This is a genomic window from Aminobacter sp. GW821-FHT11F06, from assembly GCF_058808215.1.
This window is the reverse complement of the sequence record NZ_JBXARL010000003.1, coordinates 163043-185058: the sequence shown is the minus strand read 5'-3', so window position 1 is coordinate 185058 and position 22016 is coordinate 163043. Positions and strand designations below refer to the sequence as shown.

Sequence of the window (22016 nt, the reverse complement as noted above, 5' to 3'; positions counted from 1 at the left end):
TCAAGTATCAGGAAAGCCCTGAGTTTCGACTGTGTAGCCGGCAGCCGTCATCACCCGCATCAACTCCTTGTAGCCGACCTCAGCCATCTTGAGCGGCGGATTCTTCCTGGGGTCCTGCTCGGCCTCGACGACGAACCAGCCTTCATAGCCATAGTCGGCGAACTTCTGCACGATGGCGCCGAAATCGAGCGAGCCGTCGCCCGGTACTGTGAACGCGCCAAGTGCCACCGCGTCGAGGAAGGACTGCTTTGACCAGTCAAGGCCCTGGATGATCTCCATGCGTACATCCTTCACATGCACGTGGCTGATGCGCTTGTGGTGATTGTCGATGGCACGCAGCACGTCGCCGCCGGCGAAAGCCAGGTGGCCAGCGTCGAGCAGCAGCGGAATGCCCTCGCCCGAGTTCTTCATGAACGCATCGAGCTCGTGCTCGAACTGCACGACCGCCGCCATGTGATGATGGTAGGACAGCGGCATGCCCTGCTCCGCGCACCATTCGCCGAAATCGGTCAGCTTGCGGCCATAGGCTTTCATCTCGTCTTGGGAAAGCACGGCCTTGATGGCCAGCGGTTTTGAACGGTCGCCCTGGATCGAGCGGCCGACCTCGCCGTAAACGATGCAAGGCGCGTTCACCGCCTTGAACAGGTCGATCATCGGCTGGATGCGATCCTTGTTGGCGGCCAATTCCTCGTTGACCAGCGTGCCGGAGAACCAGCCGCCGCACAGGGTGACATCGGCATGCCTCAGGATCGGCAGCATTTCCTCAGGCGTGCTGGGGAAACGGCGGCCTTGCTCCATGCCGGTGAACCCTGCCGACCGCGACTGCGCCAGGCATTCCTCCAGCGACACGTCATCGCTCAGTTCCGCAAGATCGTCATTCCACCACGCGATGGGGGACATGCCCAGTTTGGCTTTCACGTCAGTTCTCCAGTGTCGTTTTCGACCATCCAAGCGGACGGCATGTAATCTTCTGTCGCCGGCGCTGCCCCTCACTGTCCTGCCGGACATCTCTCCCCGTAAACGGGGAGAGAACGGCTGTCACCGAGGCCATCGCCAATCATCGCCAGCGGTGCCGATTGGCGAAATCAGTGCGGACGGCGTTTCTCTCCCCGTTTACGGGGAGAGATGTCCGGCAGGACAGTGAGGGGCAGCGCGAGCTGTCAGTCTCCGACCCGCTGCTGCTTCAGCTTTTCCTCATAGCCCTTGCGGGCCGCCTTGACCTCCGCACGCGAACTCACCTCCGGCACCGCGACGTCCCACCAGTGGCCGCCGGCGTCGGTCGAAATCAGCGGATCGGTGTCGATAAGCACCACCGTCGTGCGGTCATTTGCGCGCGCCCGGCCAAGGGCCGCTTCAAGATCGGCGATGGACGATGCCTTTTCGGCATTTGCCCCAAGGCTTCTCGCATGCGCCACGAAGTCGATGTCGGGCAGCACCTCGTGGCGGCTGTCGCGCCAAAGGTTGTTGAAGTTGGCGCCACCGGTCGCCATCTGCAGCCGGTTGATGCAGCCATAGCCCCTGTTGTCGAGCAGCACGATCGTCAGCTTCAGCCCGAGCATCACCGACGTCGCGATCTCGGAATTCAGCATCAAATAGGAGCCGTCGCCGATCATGACGACGACCTCCTTGTCGGGCCGCGCCATTTTGGCGCCGAGGCCGCCGGCGATCTCGTAGCCCATGCAGGAGAAGCCGTATTCGGAGTGGTAGGAACCGGGGCTACCCGCCTGCCACAGCTTGTGCATCTCGCCGGGCAAGCCGCCCGCTGCATGCAAAACGATGACCTCGCTGCCAAGCGTGCGCTGCACAGCACCAATCACCTGTGCGTCGGAGGGCAACGCTACATTCGTCGCCGCCGTCACCTTGGCCGCCGCCTTGCGCCATTCCGCCTTGCCAGCTTTGGCGTTTTCGGTCCACGCGCCTGGCGCCTTGTAGCCCTTCACGGCAGCTGAAAGCTCGGCGAGTCCCTCCCGGGCATCGGCAACCAATGGCAACGCGCGATGCTTGGCGGCGTCGAACAGCTGGACGTTGAGGCCGATGATGGTCTTGCCCGCGTTCTTGAACAGCGACCACGAGCCGGTGGTGAAATCCTGCAACCGCGTGCCGATCGCCAACACCACATCGGCTTCTTCGGCCAACCGGTTGGCGGCGGCAGTGCCCGTCACGCCGACAGCGGCCATGTTGAGCGCGTGCGCGTCGGTCAGCGCCGACTTGCCGCCTTGCGTCTCGCAGACCGGAATGCCGGTCGCCTCGACAAAGCGGGCGAGTTCTTCCGACGCGCGGGAGTAAAGCACCCCGCCACCGGCGACGATCAGCGGTTTCTTCGCGCCCTTCAATACTTCCGCGGCAGCGGCAAGCTCGTCGCGGTCGGGCCGTGGGCGGCGCTGCGTCCACAGCTTCTCGGCAAAGAAGCTCTCGGGATAGTCATAGGCCTCGGCCTGCACGTCCTGGCACAGCGAAAGCGTCACCGGTCCGCATTCGGCCGGGTCGGTCAGAACCTGCATCGCGCGTGCCATCGCCGGAATGATCTGTTCCGGCCTGGTGATGCGGTCGAAATAGCGCGACACCGGACGGAAGCAGTCATTGGCAGAAACCGTACCGTCGCCGAAATCCTCGACCTGCTGCAGCACCGGATCTGGCACGCGGTTGGCGAAGACATCGCCAGGCAAGAGCAGTACCGGCAGGCGGTTGACATGGGCAAGCGCCGCCGCCGTCACCATATTGACCGCACCTGGTCCAATCGAGCTGGTCGCGGCCATCATGCGCTGGCGGAAATTGGTCTTGGCGTAAGCGATCGCCGCATGCGCCATCGCCTGCTCATTGTGGGCGCGGAAGGTCGGCAGCTCGTCACGGACCTGGTAGAGCGCCTCGCCGAGGCCCGCGACATTGCCGTGGCCGAAGATCGCCCAAACACCGCCAAACAGCGGCAGCTTTTGGCCGTCGATCACTGTCATCTGGCGCGTGAGATAGCGCGTCAGCGCCTGCGCCATGGTCAGGCGAATGGTTTTGGTCATGATAATTCCTCCCGCCTTGCTTATGCCGCCCGACGGCCGCGCGCCGCAAGCCACGCCTTGGTCAGCTGCTCGAAACGCTGCGCCATGTCGTCGATCGCAGCCTGGTCCGTCATCTTGTCGCCCAGCCACTGCTCCGCCGCATGGGCAAAAATGCTGCGGCCGACAGCGAAACCCTTGACCACCGAGGCATCGGCGGTCGCAGCGAAGGCCACCTCCAGCTCGGCGAGCGGCGCTTCCAGCCCGAGCAGCACCACGCCCCGGCAATATGGATCATTCTTGGTGATCACCGCCTCGATCTTCTTCCATGCGGCGGCAGAAGCCTGCGGCTCGAGCTTCCACCAGTCGGGCTTGATGCCGAGCCCGTAAAGTTCCTCCAGCGCACGCGGAATGGTGTCTTCGTCGAGCTTGCCGTGCTTGCCGGCGATGATCTCGATTAAGAGTTCCCTGCCGACTTTCCGCGCGGCCTCGAACAGCGTGCGCAGCTTCTGCTGCTGCTCGGTCTTGAGTTCGGCGGGGTCGTCGGGATGGTAGAAACACAAGCATTTGATGGTGTGATCGACAGGCCATTCGACAAGTTGCGAGCCGATGTCCTGCGAGAATTCGAAACGCAGCGGCCGCGAACCCGGCAATTCCACAGGCCGGCCCATCCAGCCAAAGGAATGGCGGGCGAATTCAAACATCGCCTCGCGGCCAAACTTCTCGTCGATCAGCATGCCGTAACCGTCGCGGCCGCCGGCGACCTTGGCCGCCGCCTTCACCGCCAGCACCTTGAAGTCGCGGATGCGCGCGGGATCGGCGCCGACACGGGTGGCGATGTCTTCGAGCTGGATGCGGTGATCGCAGGCCAGCGCCATCATCGAAGGAATATCGGTGCGCCGCGTCGTTGCCCAATGAACGTGGTTGATCGCCTCATCCTTGCGTAGGGCGCGCTGCGTGCTGCCGTTCTTGAGGAAGAACTGCAGCTCTTCGAAGGTCGGAATTTCCGGCGAGCACAGCAGCCGCGACACGGCGAAGGCGCCGCAAGCATTAGCCCAGGTGGCGGACGTATGGAGCGTTTCACCCCCAAGCCAGCCGCGCAAAAAACCTGACATGAAGGCATCGCCGGCACCCAGCACATTGTAGACCTCGATCGGAAATCCCTTGCCGATGATGCCGGCTTCGAGATCGTCTGATATCGGACCGTCATAGACGATGCAGCCCATCGGTCCGCGCTTGAGCACGATGGTTGCCGATGACAGCGCGCGGATGGTCTTGAGCGCATCGAGCAACTCGCTTTCGCCCGAGGCAATCATCACCTCTTCTTCGGTGCCGACGATCAGGTCGCAATCGGCCAGCACGCCCTTGAGGTGGTTGGAGACGGCATCTGAGGCGATGTAGCGGCTCTCGCCCGCCGCATGGCCGGCTAACCCCCACAGGTTCGGGCGGTAGTCGATGTCGAACACCACCTTGCCGCCGGCCTCCTTGATCAGCCGCATCGCCTTGCGTTGCGCGGCATCGGTGGAGGGGCGCGAAAAATGCGTTCCGGTAACGACGATGGCCCGCGTCGAGCGGATGAAATCCGGATCGATATCGTCTTCGTTCAGCGCCATGTCGGCGCAATTTTCGCGGTAGAAGATCAGCGGGAACGTCTTGTCGTTTTCGACAGACAAAAGCACCAATGCTGTCAGCCGTTCCTTGTCGGTCACCAGCCCTTTGTCGGAGACGCCTTCGCGCAGCATCTGTTCGCGGATATAGCGGCCCATATGCTCGTCGCCGACGCGCGTCAGCAGTGCCGAGCGCAGGCCGAGCCTGGCGGTGCCGATGGCGATGTTGGCCGGGCAGCCGCCGACCGACTTGGCGAAAGACGCGACATCCTCCAGCCGCGAACCGGTCTGCTGGCCGTAGAGATCAACCGAAGCGCGGCCGATGGTGATGACATCGAGCAGCGCTGTAGGCTGGGTGTTGGGATCGGCCATGTGTTCCTCCCGGTCGCTCCGCCGCGCCGGCCTGCCTCGCGTGATTTGCCGCAGGCCAAACAATGAAATTTCAATTCCACAACTCAGTCAATCGGAATGTTCATTCCCTCAACAGATTGTGCTTCACCACCCCCGCCTCTCAGGCCGGGGGTGGTGGTTGCTACCGAGGTCAGCCCTTCAGGCGAACCGTCTTGCCTTCCTTGACCGACTTCAGCGCCGCGTCCGCCAGCTGTAGCGCGATCAGCCCGTCACGGCCGCTCGGCGAAACCTTGGCGCCCTTGGTCACCGAGGCGATGAAGGCGGCGATTTCGGCGGCATAGGCTTCGGTATAGCGGGTCATGAAAAAGTCGTGCAGCGGTGGGCGCGTATAGCCCATGGCGTTGGCGACCTCGATCGACACGGCGCGCTGGTTTTCCGCAGCCACCATGCCGTCCGAACCATGCACCTCGATGCGCTGGTCATAGCCATAGGTGGCGCGGCGCGAATTGGTGATGACGCATTGCTGGCCGGTCGCCGTCTCCAGGATGACGCTGACGCTGTCGAAGTCGCCGAGCTCGCCGATCTTCTTGTCGACAAGCACCGAGGCCGTCGCCGTCACCGCCACCGGCTCGGCACCGAGCAGGAAGCGCGCCATGTCGAAGTCGTGGATGGTCATGTCGCGAAAGATGCCGCCCGAACGCGTGATGTACTCCGCCGGTGGCGGGCCCGGATCGCGCGAGGTGATCACCACTTGTTCGACCTTGCCGATGGCGCCGTCGTCGATTGCCTTGCGTACGGCGGCGAAATGCGGATCGAAGCGGCGGTTGAAGCCGACCATCAGCGTGCCGCCGGCCTTGTCGACCACGGCCAGGCACTTCTCGACGCGTGCCGCATCGAGGTCGATCGGCTTTTCGCAGAACACCGCCTTGCCGGCGAGCACGAAGCGCTCGATCAGATCGGCATGCGTGTCGGTTGGCGTGCAGATCACCACCGCGTCGATATCAGACGCTTTTTCGATCTGCTCGATGGAACGGACTTCACAGCCATAGGCCTCGGCCAGATCCTTGGCCGGCTTTTCGAAGGCGTCCGCCACCGCGACGAGCTTCGCCTGCGGATTGGACGCCACAGCCTTCGCGTGAACCTTGCCGATACGGCCTGCGCCCAGGACACCAAACCGAACTGTCATGACAACCTCATTTCCTTGGCCCGCCCGTCCGGGCCTGCACTTTGATCTGTAAGGGGTGGCGGACCGCCCGTTGACGGGATGCCGAACGGTCCGGATTTCGTCTTCAACCCTTCTTGCGTTGATTTTGGCGATATTGGTCGATGATCACAGCCGTCACGATGATGATGCCCTTGACGATTTCCTGATAATAGGCGCCGACCTTGAGGAAGGTGAAGCCCGAGGTCATCACGCCCAGGATAATCGTGCCGATGACGGTGCCGGTGATCCTGCCGACGCCGCCCGACAGCGAGGTGCCTCCGATGACCGCCGCCGCAATCGCGTCGAGCTCGTAGGCGACGCCCATGCCTGGCTGGCCCGATGCGGCGCGCGCCGCCGTCACCACGCCCGCCAGACCGGAAAGCAGGCCGGCGATGGCATAGACCTTGATCAGGTGGCCGCCAATATTGATGCCGGACACGCGAGCGGCTTGCGGGTTGGCGCCGATGGCATAGGTGAACTTGCCGTAGCGGGTGTAGCCCAGCGCGATATGGAAAATGATCGCCACCAGAAGGAAGATGATCACCGGCAGCGGCAGCGGAAAGCCCATGATGTTGAAGCTCTTGCCAAGCCAGGTGAAGCTGTCGTCGAGCAGTGCCACCGGCTGGCCGAGCGTGTACCATTTGGCAAGGCCGCGCGCCGACACCATCATGCCCAGCGTCGCGATGAAGGGCGGTATCTTGGTTCTTGCGATCAGAAATCCGTTGACCGAGCCGGCAAGCAGGCCGACGCCGAGGCCGGCGAGGATCGCCCAGATCGGCGAAATGTCGGTCAGCGACGGGTAGACCGCCCTTGGGTTGAGCGACGTCTGCGCCAGGCTCGCCGCCACCATCGCGGCAAGGCCGACGACCGAACCCGACGACAGGTCGACGCCGCCGGTGATGATCACCTGGGTGACGCCGACCGAGATGATGCCGATGACCGACACCTGCAGGATGATGATCGACAGGCGCTGCTTGTTGGCAAGGAAGCTGTCGCCGACATAGATCCAGCCCAGGATCTCGAAGATGATGGCGATGCCGATCAGCACGCCCAGGATCGAGACTTCCGGGGGCAGGCGTTTCTTGCTCCCGATGACGGTTGCGGGTCCCGCTATCTCTTTCGTCGACATGGTTCTTCCACCCTGTGCAGCTTGTGAGCGTCGTTCAGTTCGACGCGAGTTCCATGATTTTGACCTGGCTGGCCTCGGAGCGGTCGAGGAAGCCGGTAACCCGGCCCTCATGCACCACCATGATGCGGTCGCTCATGCCCAGCACCTCGGGCATCTCCGACGAGATCATGATGACCGCCACGCCCTGGCCCGCGAGCTTCGAGATCAGCCGGTGGATTTCAGCCTTGGCACCGACGTCGATGCCGCGCGTCGGCTCGTCGAGGATCAGGATCTTGGGCTTGGTCATAAGCCAGCGGGCGATCAGCACCTTCTGCTGGTTGCCACCCGAAAGATTGATGATCGGCTCGGCCATGTCGGGCGTCTTCACCCGAAGTGCTGCACTCATGTCCACGGAGTCGCGGCTGAGCTGCTTTTGACTGACGAAGCCCTTCTTGACGTAGCCGGACTGCAGCACAGCGATCTGGGTGTTCTCCTGGATGTCGAGCAACAGGAAACACCCCGTCTCCTTGCGGTCCTCGGTCAGGAACGCCAAGCCGTGACGCATCGCTTCGGCCGGGCTGTTGATGCGCGCGGTCTTGCCAAACAGTTCGATCGTGCCGCTGCTGGCTGGCGTGACGCCGAAAATGGTCTCGGCGATGTTGGAGCGGCCCGAGCCGACCAGCCCGGCGATACCGAGGATTTCGCCCGAGCGCACATCAAAGGAAACGTCTGCGAATACACCCTTGAGGGTCAGCCCCTTGGCCGACAGCACCACCTCGCCGATCGGCACCTCTTCTTTGGGGAACATCTGGGTGATCTCGCGCCCGACCATCATCTTGATGATGTCGTCGCGCTTGACCTCATGGGAGGACTTGGTGGCGATGTATTTGCCGTCGCGGAACACCGACACCTCGTCGGCGATCTCGAACAACTCGTTCATCTTGTGGGTGATGTAGATGATGCCTTTGCCGTCTGCCTTCAGGCTTCGGATGATCGTGAACAGGTGATCGACCTCGCGGTCGGTCAGCGCCGATGTCGGCTCGTCCATGATCAGCACGTCGGATTCGTAAGACACCGCCTTGGCGATCTCGACCATCTGCCGGTTGGCGACACTCAGCGTGCCGACCTGCACGTCAGGGTCGATATCGATGTTGAGGCGCTTGAATAGCGACACCGTCTTGCGGCGCATCTCGCCATGGTTGACCAAACCGAAGCGGCTCGTCGGCTCACGGCGGATCCAGATGTTTTCGGCCACCGACATCGGCGCCATCAGGTTCAGTTCCTGATGGATCATGGCGATGCCGTTTTCGAGCGCGTCGAGCGGCCCCTTGAGGCGGATGTCCCGGCCGCGCAGCTTGAAGCTGCCGGAGTCGGGCGTGTAGATGCCGGCGACGATCTTCATCAGCGTCGACTTGCCGGCGCCGTTTTCTCCCATCAGGGCATGCACGCTGCCGCGCTTGAGGCGAAGCTGGACATTGTCGAGGGCCAGCACGCCAGGGAATTCCTTGCGCACGTCAGCCACTTCGAGCAGATAATCGGAAGGGCCCACAGCGCCACTGTCGCGCGCCGCGTCCATCATAGCGGGGCTCTGCATACCGATCGGTCCTCCCAGACCCGGCTCAAGCGCAGCTTGAGGCAGCATCTACCGCATCGGCCCGAAGCGAATTCGGAAAAACACGATGCGTGGTTTCAAGGACTTGGAGTGCTCTTATCCGTCCAGATGGACGCCGGCACTCTAAGAAAATGCGCCGCCGTCATCTGGCGGCGCATCTCGCGGATCATATCAGTTCTTGGAGACGAACTGTTCCATGTTCGCAGGCGTCACCAGCTGGAACGGAATCCACACCTTGGGTTCGACTTTCTCGCCCTTGGCAAGCGCCATGGCCGCCTTGATGGCGCCGCCACCCTGGCCGGCCGCGTCCTGGAACACGGTCACGTCGAGGTCGCCGGCCTTCATATAGGCGAGCGCTTCCTGCGTCGCGTCGACACCGCCGACGACCACTTCCTTCATGTTCCAACCGGCAGCCTTCATGGCATTGATCGCCCCGATCGCCATGTTGTCGTTGTTGGAGATCACAGCAGCAGGCTTGTGGCCGGCGGCGATCCAGTTGGTCATCAGGTCCTGCGCCTTGACCGGATCCCAGCCGGCTGTCTGTTCGTCGAGGATCTTCATGCCGGCACAGTCGGGCGTGGCGATCACGTCATGCACGTCCTTGGTGCGCATCACGGCAGCCTGGTTGGCGAGATCGCCGACCATGACCAGGATGTCGCCCTTGCCGCCGAGCAGTCGGCAGACTTCCTTGGTTTCCAGCGTGCCGGAATCGGCTTCGTTGGATGCGACAAAGGCGCCTTTCGGACCAAGCGCATCGACGTCGATCGGCTGGCGATTGACGTAGACGATCGGAATGCCGGCGTCGTTGGCGAGCTTGGTCATCGGCGTGGTCGCCGAGGTGTCGACGGCGTTGACGATGATGGCGTCGACCTTGGCGGCGATGAAGTTCTGGACCTGCGACAGCTGCTTGTTGACGTCGTCATCGGCGATTTCGATCACGACCGGCTGCTTCGCATCGGCCGCGGCCTTTTCGATACCCTTGCGCAGGACAGTCAGGAACGTATCGGAATTGGCCATGCTGACGCCGATGTCGGCAGCGAACGCCGAGCCCGTCATCAGCGCACACAGGGCTGCGCCGAGCAGATATTTCTTCATGATCACTCTCCTCCAAGAATGGTGCCCGGCCGCACCCCATAGTGCCGGAAGTCCGCGGCTCAGCCGAAGACCCATATCCACGGGCGCCACCATCGCTCCTCCGCGATATCAGCTCGCACCCGCCTTCCGATGGTGCCGACCCTGATTTCAGAATGTTCGGGCCGTGTTTTTTGTATATGAAATATTTATTCCATATCCAGCACGAACGTCAAGAGATATTCCGCTGCCGGGCATCGGTGCGGGCCTTCGATTTGCATTCGATGAAACCTGCGCGCGGCACGGGACGCCCACGCTTGCGCAGGCAGCCTGTCAGCGCGCTTTTTTCAGACGCGGGACTGGATGAAGTCGATGCTTGCAGCGAGTGCGCCGGCTGGGTCGGCAAGACCGTGAACGGCGGGCGAGAATGGCTCGAACGACAGCGGCCCGGCATAACCGCCCGCCATCAGCGCGCGGATCTGGCCGACATTGTCGAGCCGGTCGCCGGCATCGACCAGAATGCGGTGCGGGTCGCGCATATCGGCGACGCTCACAGTGGGATCGTCGACGCCGGAGATATGCACAAGGCCGGTCATGGCGGGAAAAATCTCCCGCTCGCCAGCGAGATGATGATGGAACGTGTCATGCACCATGCGGAAGATGGCGGCGCCGTCGACGTCGGCGATGGCCTCAGCCGCCTCGCGCTTGGAGCGCAGCGAGCAGATCTCAAAGCCGAGCGGCTCGACCAACCCACGAATGCCCCTGTCGCCCAGGATCGATTTCAGTGCGCCAAGAGCCGTCCGCACTTTGCGTTGCCGCTCACCCTCGCCTCGCCCCGAACCGTCATTGACCGGCACCAGCACGAGTGCCGCAGCGCCTACGTCGCGAGCATAGTCGGCGAGTTCGATGGCCTCGGCCTCACGCGCCGCGTTCCACTCATTGAAACGCTGCAGCGCATTGATGCTTAAAATGGATATTCCATTTTCAGCCGCCAGATCGCGGATCGCCTTGGCCGGCGTGCCATCGAGAATGGCGTTGCCGGCGAGATCGTTGCGGATTTCGACATCCTTGAGGCCGAGCTTACGGCACAGCGCGAAGAATTCTGCCGGCTTGAAATTAGGCGCCACCATATGGTTCAGCGCGAATTTGAGATTGCTGGTCGTGGCCATGCCGACATCCTCCCAGGAAAACAGACGCCGCAGCGACACGTCGACGGCACCTTCATTCCATTCCGCCCGAGCCACGGAATAGTCAATCTGGAAGATGACGAAAAACCATCATCTCTGATAGATTTGTTGGGCACGAGACACGGCACATGGCGTGGGTTTTCGACGGCAATGGCCTCGCCTTCAAGAGCCTGCTCGCCGCCTGACAAATCAGACAAAAGCTGCTTGAGAATCGACACGGTTTCCGTGACTCTGCGTTGGGGTGGCTTGCCCTCGCGGAGGTGTCAAAAATGCCGGTCACGGAATTCGGACGGATGGACGACGGATCGCTGGTCGAAGCGATCACCATTGCCGCCCAAGGCATCGAGGCAAAGATCCTCACCTTCGGGGCAACACTTGCCGATCTGATCGTTGAGACGCCGAGCGGACCGCGCTCGGTGATCCTCGGTTTCGACGATCTCGACGGCTACCTCGCCCATGGCGGCTATTTCGGCGCCATCGCCGGGCGCTGCGCCAACCGCATCGCCGGCGGGCGCTTTGCGCTCGACGGTGAGGAATACCAGCTCGACCTCAACGAGGCCGGCCGCACTCACCTGCATGGCGGCGGTGACGGCTTCTTCCGCCGCAACTGGACCATCGTCGACACCAACGAGAGCTCCGTCCTGCTCGCTCTGACCTCGCCAGATGGCGACCAGGGTTATCCGGGCAAGGTCATCGCCACCTGCCGCTATTCGCTCACTGCCGGCCGCTTGAGCATCGCACTCGGCGCGCGCTCGGACGCCCCCACCTTGGTCAATCTCGCAACCCACGCCTATTTCAACCTCGACGGTTCTGGCTCGATCCTCGAGCACCGCCTCAAAATCGCCGCCGAGGCCTACACGCCAGTCGACACGCAAGGCATTCCAACCGGCGAGGTGCTGGCGACCGACGAAACCATCTTCGATTTCCGCGAGCTACGCCCGATCCGCAACGGGCCGGACGGCGCGCATTCCGCCTACGACCACAATTTCGTGCTGGCCATGCAGCCGGCGCCCGAACCTTGGCACGCTGCCCGGCTCGAAGGCGCACGCTCGGGCATCCGGCTCGACCTGTGGACCACCGAGCCGGGGCTGCAATTCTACGATGGTGCTTTCCTGCCGGTTGCTCCACCCTTGCGCGGCGGCATCGAACCGGTGCGCCATGGCGCGCTGTGCCTCGAGCCGCAGCGCTTCCCCGACGCCATCCACCACCCGCATTTCCCCAGTGCTGTGCTGCGGCCCGGCGAGATCTATTCGCAGGTCACCGAATATCGGTTCTCGACGGTGGAGTAGGCGCGAGAGCATTTCACCATTCCCTCCCCCTGTCATTCCATTCCGGGGAGAAGGTGGACGGGAGAAACTCAACGACCACCGTCCCGCCACTGCGGCAAGGCGTAATGTTGTCGGGCATGACTGGGCCATCTCGATCCCGGCGTTGTGGCATTTTCGCGAGATCGCCTGACCTCAAACCCGCGCGCAAATCGCCTCGAAGAACGCCACATTGTCGAGGTCGAGCGGATCATCGACCGGCAATGCCTGCGACGACATCTTGGCGATGACCACTTCGGCCTTCTCATCAACGTAGAGCCACTGGCCATGAATGCCGATGCCGCAATAGGCACCGCTGGCATTGCCGCTCTGGTACCATTTGTTGCGATAGCGGCCATTGGCGAACAAATTGACCATGTCGCCACGCCGCCACGCCTCGGCGTCGCCGCCATGGATCGTATCCTCGACCCAGGCCTGCGGCACGATCCGCCCGCCTGCGGCCATACCGCCCTGCCGCATCATCTCGCCGACGCGGGCGAGATCACGCACCGCCACCGACACGCCGCCGGCGGCACGCGCCGAGCCCTCCGCGTCTACAGTGACGAAACCGTCGCGCTTGGCGCCAAGCGGCCGCCACAGCTTCTCCGACATGAGGTCGGCATAACGCTGGCCCGAAGCGCGCTCGACAATGATGCCGAGCAGGTCGGAATTGGGCGAACGGTAGCGGAAAGTCTGGCCGTGCGACTCGTCCAGTTGCTGCAGCGTGACCAGGAATTCGCGCAGCGTTTCGGTCCCGCCGCCCGGGTTCCACATGGTGGCGCGGCGATAACGGGCGAATGCACTTTCCGGGTCGAGATAGGCTTCCTCGAAATCGAGGCTGACGGTCATGTCGAGCACGTGCCGCACCGTCGCATTGGCATAGACCGAGCCCTTGGCCTCGGGCACATAGGTGGTGGCGGGCGCGTTCGGATCGAGCTTGCCGTCGGCCTCGAGCGCGCCCGCAAGGATCGCCGTCAGCGACTTCGAGATCGAAAAAATGATGTGGCGTGCATCCGGCCGCATCGTTGGCGCGAACCAGTCGCCGACGAAGCGTCCCTTCTTCATCACCACCAGAGCGTCTGCCGACGAGCGTTCGAGGAAGCCGGCAACCGTCTCGTTCCGGCCGTTGATCGCAACCTTTTCGGCAAGCAGCCCACCGAGATCGACGGCCTCGTCTTCCGCGTTGCCTTCGACGGCTGATATCCGCGCGCTGCGCACCATCTCGCCGACATTCTGGAAAGCCCAGCGGCTGTAGGGTTCCTCGCGCCAGTTGGCGAGCGCCACGTCGCTGCGGGCAAAGCCGAAAGTTTGCTCGAACACGGTGGATGACGTCATGATCTTATCCTGCTGCTGATCTTTGCGTTCAGGCCAATGCCGCCGAAATCGCGTGCACGGCCTTCAAGGTCGCCACCGAATAGGGCACCGAGGTGAAGTCGGGCCAAGTCGACAGCTTCACCGTCACCATCCTGGTGTCCCAGTCGATATGGATGAGCTGCCCGAACACGCCCCGGCACATCAGCGCGCGCGAGCGTGGATCCTCGATCCAGAACTGGTTGTGGTAGCTGCCTTCCGGCATCGAAGCACTGTAATCGGGGCCGTGCACGCCCTGACGGGTGTCGGCGATCCACGCGGCCGGCACGATCCCGGCGCCATCTTCGAGGATCGTCTGGCCGAAGCGGGCGTAGTCGCGCAGCGTCGCGTTAAAGCCACCATCGGCCAGCGCGTAGCCGGCACTGTCGACGGTGAAGAAAGCATTCTCCTCCGCTCCGATCTTCTGCCAAAGTTCCTCCGAAACGAGCTGCGGCAAACGCTTGCCTGTGGCGCGCTCCATGATGAAGGCCAGCACGTCGGTTTCGATCGAGCGGTACTCGAACTGCGCGCCATGCGGGCGTGTCGTCTCGGTCAGCCGCAGGATCAGCTCGAAGACGTTTTCCGGCCAGTGGAACGCCGGGTCGGTATCAGGCGGAACCGCCTTCCAGCCCGAGGCGACGTCGACCTGGCCGATGTCGGAATAAGGATCGGTATAAGCCTCGCTGAATCGCACGCCCGTGGTCATGTCGAGAACATGCTGAACGCTCGCGCCACGCCAGCCGGTCACGCTGAGTTCGGGCAGATAATCGGTCACCAGCTTCCGCGGATCGACCACCCCGCGCCCGGCCAGGATGCCGAACACGGTTCCTGTCACCGATTTCGCCACCGATTGCGACAAATGCGGCGTGCGCTCGGTCATGCCGTTGAAATAGCGCTCATAGGCGATCTTGCCGTCCTTGAGCACCAGAATGCCGTCCGTATAGGTCTCGTCGAGCAGGCCAGCCAGCGTCGTCGGCTTGCCCTCGCTGTCGGTGACCGGCAACTGGTCGAGATCGACCTCGGCACGCGGCAATACACGCACCGGCCCCGCACCCCGCCACACCTCCGATGTCGGCAGGATTTCGCGGATGTGCTGGAACGACCAGCGGTTCCAGGGCGGGGTGTCCCAGTCCAACCTGGATGGCATCATGGTAGGCGGCGAGCCCTGCATGATCGGCGGCGGCACATCGCTGTTGCGGTAAGAACTCATGTCTCTCAACCTTATCTCTTCTCCCCGTTTACGGGGAGAAGATGCCGGCAGGCGGATGAGGGGCGGCGCGAACTCTTCAAGGCTTGGTGCTGCCCCTCATCCGCCCCTTTGGGGCACCTTCTCCCCGTAAACGGGGAGAAGGGACAGCCCTTACTTCTGAAGTTCGGTCCAGATCCTGGTGTAGATCGCATCGGTCTCCGGCGCGCACATCATCGCCATCGTGCCATGCGGCTTGCTGGCTTCGGGAATAACGATCTCGGGTGCGTCCTTCATCTCGGCTGGCATGAACTTCTCCGACCCGGCGATGCCGTTGGCATAGCGGTGATAGGCGGAAAGCCCGGCTGCGATCTCCGGGTCCATGATGAAGTTCTGGAACAGCTTGGCGTTCTCGACGTTCTTGGCGTCCTTCAGCACGACGACGTTGTCGCTCCAGTAGGTGAAACCTTCCTTCGGGTAGCCAAAGTGAACTTCGGGTCGCGCCAGCCGGATGCGCAGTCCAGCCCCGTTCCAGGTGGTGGATGCCTGGAAATCGCCAGCCTTCATCTTGTCGATAGCGCCATATTCCATGGCGATCCAGTTCGGCTTGGCAGCAACCAAAAGGTCGCGCACCTTCTTCAGCACGTCCTTGTCGGCCGTGCATTGCTTGCCGCCGACATAGTGCACGGCAGCGGTCATGACGTCCTTCATTTCAGGAACGACGTTGACCTTGCCCTTGAGCTCGTCCGGCGTATTGAAGATGATCGCCCAGGTATTGATGTCGCCCTTATAGGTGTTGGTGTTGACGACAGTGCCAACAGTACCCCAGGCCCACGGCACGGAGTATTTGCGGTTGGGATCGAATTCTGGATTGGCCCATTCCGGCGCAATGTTCTTGGCGTTCTCCATGCCGCCAGGATTGGTCTCGAGCAAAAGGCCTTCTTTGATCCAGATCGGCAGATGCGTCTGCGAGGGAACGGCGATGTCGAAGCCGCTGCCGCCCTGGCGCACCTTGGCAAGTGCCGTGTCGTTGGAGTCGTAGTCGGTGATCGTCACCTTGACCTTGTACTTCTCCTCGAACTTCTTGATGACGTCCGGATTGGTGTAATTGCCCCAATTATAGATGTTGAGCGCACCTTCAGCGTGGGCGAGGCCCGTTGTGGCCAGCAGTGCCAGGGCCGCGGTAGCGGCGGACAATCTCGATTTCACGGCAATACTCCTTCTGTTACCTGTGACGTCTTCTGGCATGTGCAGAAAAAACGCTTGTGACAGCCGGGATCGATCTTCATCGACCCCGGCTGCGTTGTTGCGGACTGAACGCCCTGCGAAAGCTTACTTCTGCAGTTCGGTCCAGATCTTGGTGTACAGCGCCTGAATCTCGGGCGAGCACAGGCGCTGCAGTTCGCCGCGCGATTTTTCAGCCTCTGGAATGATCACTTCCGGTGCGTCCTTCATATCGGCCGGCATGAACTTGTCGGAACCGGCGATGCCGTTCGCATAACGGTGGAAGGCCGAGTTCAGCGCCGCGTTTTCCGGATCCATCATGAAGTTCTGGAACAGCTTGGCGTTCTCGACGTTCTTGGCTTCCTTCAACACGACGATATTGTCGCTCCAAAGGCCATAGCCTTCCTTGGGATAGTTGAAATGGATCGCCGGATTGGCCAGGCGCTGGCGCAAGGCCGAGCCGTTCCAGTCGCTGGTCGCCTTGAAGTCGCCGGCACCCATCTTCTCGATGGTGTTGTATTCCATGGCGATCCAGTTCGGCTTGGCCGCGACAAGCATGTCGCGCACCTTCTTCAGCACCGTCTTGTCGTCGGTGCACTGCTGACCGCCGACATATTTGATCGCCGCGAACATCACGTCGTTCATTTCGGGAACGACATTGACCTTGCCCTTCAGCTCTTCGGGCGTGTCGAAGATGATGCCCCAGCTGTCGGCCGGTCCCTTGTAGGTGTCGGTATTGACGACGACGCCGATCGTGCCCCAGGCCCACGGCACCGAGTACTTGCGGCCGGGATCGAAGTCGGGATTGGCCCACTCCGGCGCAATGTTCTTGGCGTTTTCCATCTTGCCCGGATCGGTCTCCTGGATGAGGCCTTCCTTGATCCAGATCGGAATAAAGGTCTGGGACGGAATAGCGATATCGAAGCCGGTGCCGCCCTGGCGCACCTTGGCGAGTGCTGTGTCGTTGGAGTCGTAGTCGGTGACGGTGACCTTGACGCTGTACTTCGCCTCGAACTTCTTGATCATCTCGGGGCTGATGTAGTTGCCCCAATTGTAGATATTCAGCGCGCCTTCAGCGGAGGCGAGGCTGGTCGAGGCCAGCAGCGCCAGGCCGACGGCCATCGACATGGATTTCAGGTTCATCATTCCACTCCCGTTGAACTAATCCCGTTTCCTGCTCATGAAGAAGAACAGCGTGACGATGACGACCGACAAGAGCAGGAAGACGGTCGAGATCGCATTGACCTCCGGCGTGATGCCGCGGCGGATCTGCCCCAGCATGTAGGTCGGCAAGGTATCCTGGCCGCCCGACTTGACGAATTCGGTGATGACCACGTCATCGAGCGAGATGACAAAGGCGAGCATCAGTCCGGCGATGATGCCGGGCCATAGCAGCGGCAAGGTGACCCGCCGGAACGCGTTCCACGGCGTGGCGTAGAGATCGGCAGCGGCGCGTTCGAGCGTCAGGTCCATGTTCTCGAGCCGCGCCCGGATCGGCAAATAGGCGAAGGGGATGCAGAACGCGGTGTGCGCGGCGATCAGATAGCCAAGTCCCGAATAGCCGGTCGCGATCTTGACCTGGGCAAAGAAGATCAGCAGCGCCACGCCGGTGACGATTTCCGGCACCATCAGCGGCTGGTTGATGAAGGCGTATTTGAAGGTCAGCCCGCGATAGGCCTGCGTCCGCGTCGTTGCCAGTGCCGCCATGGTCGCGGCGATCGTCGCCAGGATGGCCGCCACCGAAGCGATCTTCAGCGAGCGCACCGACGCGTCGATCACCTGGACGTTGTTCCAGGCCGAGACGAACCAGCGCAGCGAGAAGCCGCCCCACTCCGACACCGATGTCGACTCGTTGAAGGCATAGGCGACCAGCACGATGATCGGCAGATAGAGCAGCACGAAACAGGTTGCGGCGATGGCCGTGAAGCCGGTCTGGTGTCGGATCGAAAAACGCTTAGCCATGACGCGCATCCGATCCGGACGTGTTGCGGACATAGACAAGCAGCGCCACCATCACGATCGCCATGACGGTGATCGACAAGGCCGCCCCCAGCGGCCAGTTGCGTCCCTGCCCGAATTGCAGCTCGATCAGATTGGCGAACATCATGTTCTTGCCGCCGCCAAGCACGCTTGGCGTGACATAGGCGCCGATGGCGGGGATGAAGACCAGGATCGAACCGGCGATGACACCCGGCTTGACCATCGGGAAGATGATCCGGCGCAGCACCTGCCAGCGCGTGGCATAGAGATCGTAACCGGCCTCGACGAGACGGAAATCCAGCTTTTCCATGCTGGCATAAAGCGGCAGCACCATCAGTGGCAGGTAGACATAGACCATGCCCACCATGATGGCGAAGTCGGTGAACAGCATCTGGATCGGCTGATCGATGATGCCGAGCTTGATCAGCCCGGTGTTGATGATGCCTTCGTTGCGGATCACCTGCAGCACGGCAAAGGTGCGGATGAGAAGGTTGGTCCAGAACGGAATGGTGATCAGGAACAGCCAGATGTCGCGCGTCCGCTCCGAGCGCGTGGCGATGAAATAGGCTGTCGGAAAGCCAAAGATCAGCGTCGCCACTGTCGCCATCAGGGCAAGCTTCAGCGAGCGCCAGAAGATGTTCAGATGCGCGCTGGCAAAGGCCAGCGTGTCATCGAAGATGTCGCGTTCAAGCAGGACCGACACCCAGCCATCGGTGGAGAATTTCCACACGACGTCGCCGTAAGGCCCTGGTGTCAGGAAGGAATAGACCAGCACGATCAACAGCGGCCCGGAGGCCGCCAGGAAGATGACAATCAGCGCCGGCGCCGACAACAGCCAGCGCTTGCGAATATCGCGACTTTCATTGAGCTTTTCGACTTCCGCTGCGGTGGCCATGGCTCAGTCCTTGAGGATCTGGGCCGCGTCGTCGCCGATGACGACGCCGACACGCTCGCCGCGCTCGAAGGTGGCATCCGCCCCGCGCGCATTCTGCTGGCGCACGGTGAACGTCTCGCCATCGTCAAGACGGATATGCACATGCGTGTCGGTGCCGAAATAAACGACGTTTTCGACGACGCCTGCAATGTCGCCCTGGCCTTTGACGGCCTTGGCGTGCTCGGGCCGGATCACGACAGTCGCATCGCCGTCGGGCTTGAAGCCCTCGGCCACCGTCGCGGAGATGGAGGCGCCGGATTTCAGCGTCACCTTGGCCTTGCCGCCATCGAGGCTGTCGATCCTGGCGTCGAGGAAATTGGTCTCGCCGATGAAGTCGGCGACGAAGCGCTCGGCCGGACGGTCGTAGATATCGCGCGGACTGCCCACCTGCAAAATCTTGCCCGATGACATCACAGCGATCCGGTCCGACATCGTCAACGCCTCTTCCTGGTCGTGGGTGACGAAGATGAAGGTGATGCCGGTTTCGTGCTGCAAGCGTTTGAGTTCGATCTGCATTTCCTTGCGCAGCTTATAGTCGAGCGCCGACAGCGGCTCGTCGAGCAGCAGCACCTTGGGCTGCGGCGCCAATGCGCGGGCAAGCGCGACGCGCTGCTGCTGGCCGCCGGAAATCTGGCTGGTGCGGCGCTTGGCGAGCTTTTCCATGCGCACCAGCTTCAGCATCTCGGCCACCCGCGCATCGATCTCGGCGCGCGGCTTGCCCAGCATCTCAAGTCCAAAGCCGATATTCTGTGCCACCGTCATATGCGGAAACAGCGCATAGGACTGGAACACCGTGTTGACCGGCCGCTTGAACGGCGGCAGCGGCGCGATATCGCTGCCGTAAAGCAGGATTTCACCTTCCGAGGGGAAGTCGAAGCCGGCGATCAGCCGCAAAAGTGTGGTCTTGCCGCAGCCCGATGGTCCCAGCAGCGTGAAGAACTCGTTTTCCCTGATCGACACCGAAACGGTGTCGAGCGCCGCTACCTGCGCCTCACCGGTGCCAAAGACTTTACGAACGCCGCGAACTTCAATCGCATTCCTACCCGGTGTTTCCGGCACTCAAAACGCCCCATTGTTTTGTCCACCTTTAGTGGAACTTTTTTCCTTGTTCGATTGTCACCACAGGCCACGCGGCTTGGCAACAACAGCACGCAATCAATTCCCCAGGCAGTCGTTGTGCCACCATCAGGCCTGGTAGGTCACCTTGCCGCCGCAGATCGTCGTCACCGGCCGCACTTCATGCAGAGCTTCAGGCGCTGTCGCTTCGATATCGGCAGACAACACAACGAGATCGCCGAAGAAGCCCGGCTTCAACTGGCCCTTCTTGCCTTCCATGAATTCGGCATAAGCGCCCTCGACCGTGTAGCCGGCCAGCGCCTGTTGCAGCGAAACGCGCTGGTCGGGCATGTCATCGGCCCAAGGCTTGCGCAGCATCGCCGCCTGCATGCCCAGGATCGGGTCGATGGGCGCAACCGGCCAGTCCGAAGCAAACACCACATGAGCGCCGGCATCGATCAGCGTGCGTGTCGGATATGCATAAGGCCAGCGCTCGCGGCCGATACGCGACACCGTCGGCTCAAGCGGAAAGCTCATGCCCCCAGGCGGATGGGGCGGCTGCATCGAGGCGATGACGCCGAGGTCGACAAAGCGCGGAATATCGGTCGCGGTGGTCAATTCGATATGCTCGACGCGGTGGCGGCTGTCGCGCTTGCCATTGGCCTTTTGGGCGGCCTCGTAGCCGTCGAGCACGGCACGCACAGCACCGTCGCCGATCGAATGCACCGCGATCTGCAAGCCGCGCCGGTCGATCTCGACGGCGATGCGCGCGAATTCCTCCGGCGAGAACAGCGGCTCGCCGACCCAGTCGGGACGGTCGGCATAAGGCTCGATCATGACGGCAGTCCAGGAGTCGAGCACGCCGTCGAAAAACAGCTTCACCATACCCGACGACTGCCATTCGCTGTCATAGCGCTCGGCCATGTCTGATGCCTTGTCGAGCATGTCGATTGTCATGAAGTTCTTGTAGTGGAACGGGATCTTTACCCGGCAAATCAGATCGCCCTCGGCCTCGACCTCCGACAGAAGTTCCAGCTGGTAGAAATTGCCGTCCATGTTCTGGACCGAGGTGATGCCATGTCGCGCGCACCAGTCGAGCCCCCGCCGCATGATCGCCCGGTCGCCGGCACGTTCCTCGGCGTTCGGCATCGGGTCGGGCTCGCCGCCAGTCGACAGGCCGAGCCGGACACGGCCCTCGCCCGCAAGCTTCAGCACCGGGTTGAACGCCTCGTTCTCACGCAATTCGCCTTCGGCCAGGCCGTCGGCGCCCATGACGATCTCGTTGCCTGGCGTGAGCTCGCGGCCATGCAGGATGCCGGCGGCTTCCAGCGCCTTGGTGTTGGCCCACATCGTATGGTGGTCCGGTGCAGCTATGAGCAACGGCCGGTCGGGCAGGATCGCGTCGAGGTGATGCCGGGTGACGCGCTCGGCGCCCAGGATGGTGTAGTCGGCACCCTGCCCCACCAGCATGCGCGCATCGGGTCGCGACTTGGCATAAGCCTGTACCTTATCGCGCAGCACCTCGATGCCATGAACGCCGGCGAGTTGGAGATGGGCGAGTTCGGCCGCACCCGAAAACAGATGCATGTGCGCTTCGATGAAGCCCGGCACCACCGATCCGCCGCGCGCATCGATGACCCTGGTCTGAGGCCCGCGCAGCGCTTCCACGGTCGCCCTGTCGCCGACAGCGGCGATCAGGCCGTCCCTGATGGCCACCGCTTCCGCCGAGGGCCGTGCTGCGTCCATGGTCAGCACGCGGCCGTTGACAACGATCAGATCGGCATTGCGAACCGTTTCGGTGACAGACATCGCGACTCCGCGCTCTTGACTGCTGAGACCGTTCAAACCTGCATCA

General features: G+C 62.3%; 17 protein-coding genes. 1 reads left to right on the top strand and 16 read right to left on the bottom strand.

The window, feature by feature from the left end:
* The 8 genes from iolE to AC1RTB_RS08785 all read right to left on the bottom strand — a co-directional run bounded on the left by iolE (position 1) and on the right by AC1RTB_RS08785 (position 11109).
* Positions 1-918 carry a myo-inosose-2 dehydratase gene (gene iolE, locus AC1RTB_RS08820; protein WP_492877867.1) on the bottom strand — a complete coding sequence of 306 codons (918 nt, stop codon included), beginning with the start codon at positions 916-918 and terminating at the stop codon, positions 1-3.
* A 242-nt stretch (positions 919-1160) separates the two neighbouring features.
* Positions 1161-3011 (bottom strand): 3D-(3,5/4)-trihydroxycyclohexane-1,2-dione acylhydrolase (decyclizing), encoded by a 1851-nt coding sequence (iolD, locus tag AC1RTB_RS08815; RefSeq protein ID WP_492877868.1) that lies wholly within the window; start codon positions 3009-3011, stop codon positions 1161-1163.
* A 20-nt stretch (positions 3012-3031) separates the two neighbouring features.
* Positions 3032-4966, bottom strand: a complete 1935-nt coding sequence (locus tag AC1RTB_RS08810) for a bifunctional 5-dehydro-2-deoxygluconokinase/5-dehydro-2-deoxyphosphogluconate aldolase (protein ID WP_492877870.1) — start codon at positions 4964-4966, stop codon at positions 3032-3034.
* A gap of 169 nt (positions 4967-5135) precedes the next feature.
* Positions 5136-6131 carry an inositol 2-dehydrogenase gene (gene iolG, locus AC1RTB_RS08805; protein ID WP_492877872.1) on the bottom strand — a complete coding sequence of 332 codons (996 nt, stop codon included), beginning with the start codon at positions 6129-6131 and terminating at the stop codon, positions 5136-5138.
* 103 nt (positions 6132-6234) lie between these two features.
* On the bottom strand, positions 6235-7278 hold the full coding sequence (locus AC1RTB_RS08800; protein WP_492877874.1) for an ABC transporter permease: 1044 nt from the start codon (positions 7276-7278) through the stop codon (positions 6235-6237).
* Positions 7279-7312: 34 nt separating this feature from the next.
* On the bottom strand, positions 7313-8851 hold the full coding sequence (locus AC1RTB_RS08795; protein ID WP_492877876.1) for a sugar ABC transporter ATP-binding protein: 1539 nt from the start codon (positions 8849-8851) through the stop codon (positions 7313-7315).
* Positions 8852-9040: 189 nt separating this feature from the next.
* Entirely contained in the window at positions 9041-9964 is a 924-nt protein-coding gene (locus tag AC1RTB_RS08790) for a sugar ABC transporter substrate-binding protein (RefSeq protein WP_492877878.1), read from the bottom strand.
* Between the two features lie 323 nt (positions 9965-10287).
* Entirely contained in the window at positions 10288-11109 is an 822-nt protein-coding gene (locus tag AC1RTB_RS08785; protein ID WP_492877880.1) for a TIM barrel protein, read from the bottom strand.
* Between the two features lie 287 nt (positions 11110-11396).
* Here AC1RTB_RS08785 and AC1RTB_RS08780 point away from each other — a divergent pair, with 287 nt between their 5' ends.
* Positions 11397-12416, top strand: coding sequence for an aldose epimerase family protein (locus AC1RTB_RS08780; RefSeq protein ID WP_492877882.1), 1020 nt, complete (start codon positions 11397-11399; stop codon positions 12414-12416).
* A 171-nt stretch (positions 12417-12587) separates the two neighbouring features.
* Here AC1RTB_RS08780 and AC1RTB_RS08775 read toward each other — a convergent pair whose 3' ends face one another.
* The 8 genes from AC1RTB_RS08775 to AC1RTB_RS08740 all read right to left on the bottom strand — a co-directional run bounded on the left by AC1RTB_RS08775 (position 12588) and on the right by AC1RTB_RS08740 (position 21970).
* Positions 12588-13766, bottom strand: a complete 1179-nt coding sequence (locus tag AC1RTB_RS08775) for a serine hydrolase domain-containing protein (RefSeq protein ID WP_492877884.1) — start codon at positions 13764-13766, stop codon at positions 12588-12590.
* A gap of 28 nt (positions 13767-13794) precedes the next feature.
* The gene (locus AC1RTB_RS08770; RefSeq protein WP_492877886.1) at positions 13795-14991 is read right to left on the bottom strand and encodes a serine hydrolase domain-containing protein; all 1197 of its coding nucleotides are present in this window, start codon (positions 14989-14991) and stop codon (positions 13795-13797) included.
* 150 nt (positions 14992-15141) lie between these two features.
* Entirely contained in the window at positions 15142-16176 is a 1035-nt protein-coding gene (locus AC1RTB_RS08765; protein WP_492877888.1) for an extracellular solute-binding protein, read from the bottom strand.
* A gap of 123 nt (positions 16177-16299) precedes the next feature.
* Positions 16300-17334: an ABC transporter substrate-binding protein gene (locus AC1RTB_RS08760; protein ID WP_492877890.1), complete on the bottom strand. Its 1035-nt coding sequence runs from the start codon at positions 17332-17334 to the stop codon at positions 16300-16302.
* A gap of 18 nt (positions 17335-17352) precedes the next feature.
* Complete coding sequence (locus AC1RTB_RS08755) at positions 17353-18153, bottom strand: ABC transporter permease (RefSeq protein WP_492877892.1); 801 nt, start codon at positions 18151-18153, stop codon at positions 17353-17355.
* Entirely contained in the window at positions 18146-19066 is a 921-nt protein-coding gene (locus AC1RTB_RS08750) for an ABC transporter permease (RefSeq protein WP_492877894.1), read from the bottom strand. Before AC1RTB_RS08750 ends, AC1RTB_RS08755 begins: the two co-directional genes overlap by 8 nt.
* A 3-nt stretch (positions 19067-19069) precedes the next feature.
* The gene (locus AC1RTB_RS08745) at positions 19070-20164 is read right to left on the bottom strand and encodes an ABC transporter ATP-binding protein (RefSeq protein WP_492877896.1); all 1095 of its coding nucleotides are present in this window, start codon (positions 20162-20164) and stop codon (positions 19070-19072) included.
* A 126-nt stretch (positions 20165-20290) separates the two neighbouring features.
* The gene (locus AC1RTB_RS08740; protein ID WP_492877898.1) at positions 20291-21970 is read right to left on the bottom strand and encodes an amidohydrolase; all 1680 of its coding nucleotides are present in this window, start codon (positions 21968-21970) and stop codon (positions 20291-20293) included.
* Positions 21971-22016: the final 46 nt, after the last annotated feature.

Bases quoted from the DNA above. Each gene is read 5' to 3' on its own strand.
- iolD (WP_492877868.1), bottom strand. From the start codon at position 3,011: ATGACCAAAACCATTCGCCTGACCATGGCGCAGGCGCTGACGCGCTAT.
- AC1RTB_RS08810 (WP_492877870.1), bottom strand. From the start codon at position 4,966: ATGGCCGATCCCAACACCCAGCCTACAGCGCTGCTCGATGTCATCACC.
- iolG (WP_492877872.1), bottom strand. From the start codon at position 6,131: ATGACAGTTCGGTTTGGTGTCCTGGGCGCAGGCCGTATCGGCAAGGTT.
- AC1RTB_RS08800 (WP_492877874.1), bottom strand. From the start codon at position 7,278: ATGTCGACGAAAGAGATAGCGGGACCCGCAACCGTCATCGGGAGCAAG.
- AC1RTB_RS08795 (WP_492877876.1), bottom strand. From the start codon at position 8,851: ATGCAGAGCCCCGCTATGATGGACGCGGCGCGCGACAGTGGCGCTGTG.
- AC1RTB_RS08790 (WP_492877878.1), bottom strand. From the start codon at position 9,964: ATGAAGAAATATCTGCTCGGCGCAGCCCTGTGTGCGCTGATGACGGGC.
- AC1RTB_RS08785 (WP_492877880.1), bottom strand. From the start codon at position 11,109: ATGGCCACGACCAGCAATCTCAAATTCGCGCTGAACCATATGGTGGCG.
- AC1RTB_RS08780 (WP_492877882.1), top strand. From the start codon at position 11,397: ATGCCGGTCACGGAATTCGGACGGATGGACGACGGATCGCTGGTCGAA.
- AC1RTB_RS08775 (WP_492877884.1), bottom strand. From the start codon at position 13,766: ATGACGTCATCCACCGTGTTCGAGCAAACTTTCGGCTTTGCCCGCAGC.
- AC1RTB_RS08770 (WP_492877886.1), bottom strand. From the start codon at position 14,991: ATGAGTTCTTACCGCAACAGCGATGTGCCGCCGCCGATCATGCAGGGC.
- AC1RTB_RS08760 (WP_492877890.1), bottom strand. From the start codon at position 17,334: ATGAACCTGAAATCCATGTCGATGGCCGTCGGCCTGGCGCTGCTGGCC.
- AC1RTB_RS08755 (WP_492877892.1), bottom strand. From the start codon at position 18,153: ATGGCTAAGCGTTTTTCGATCCGACACCAGACCGGCTTCACGGCCATC.
- AC1RTB_RS08750 (WP_492877894.1), bottom strand. From the start codon at position 19,066: ATGGCCACCGCAGCGGAAGTCGAAAAGCTCAATGAAAGTCGCGATATT.
- AC1RTB_RS08740 (WP_492877898.1), bottom strand. From the start codon at position 21,970: ATGTCTGTCACCGAAACGGTTCGCAATGCCGATCTGATCGTTGTCAAC.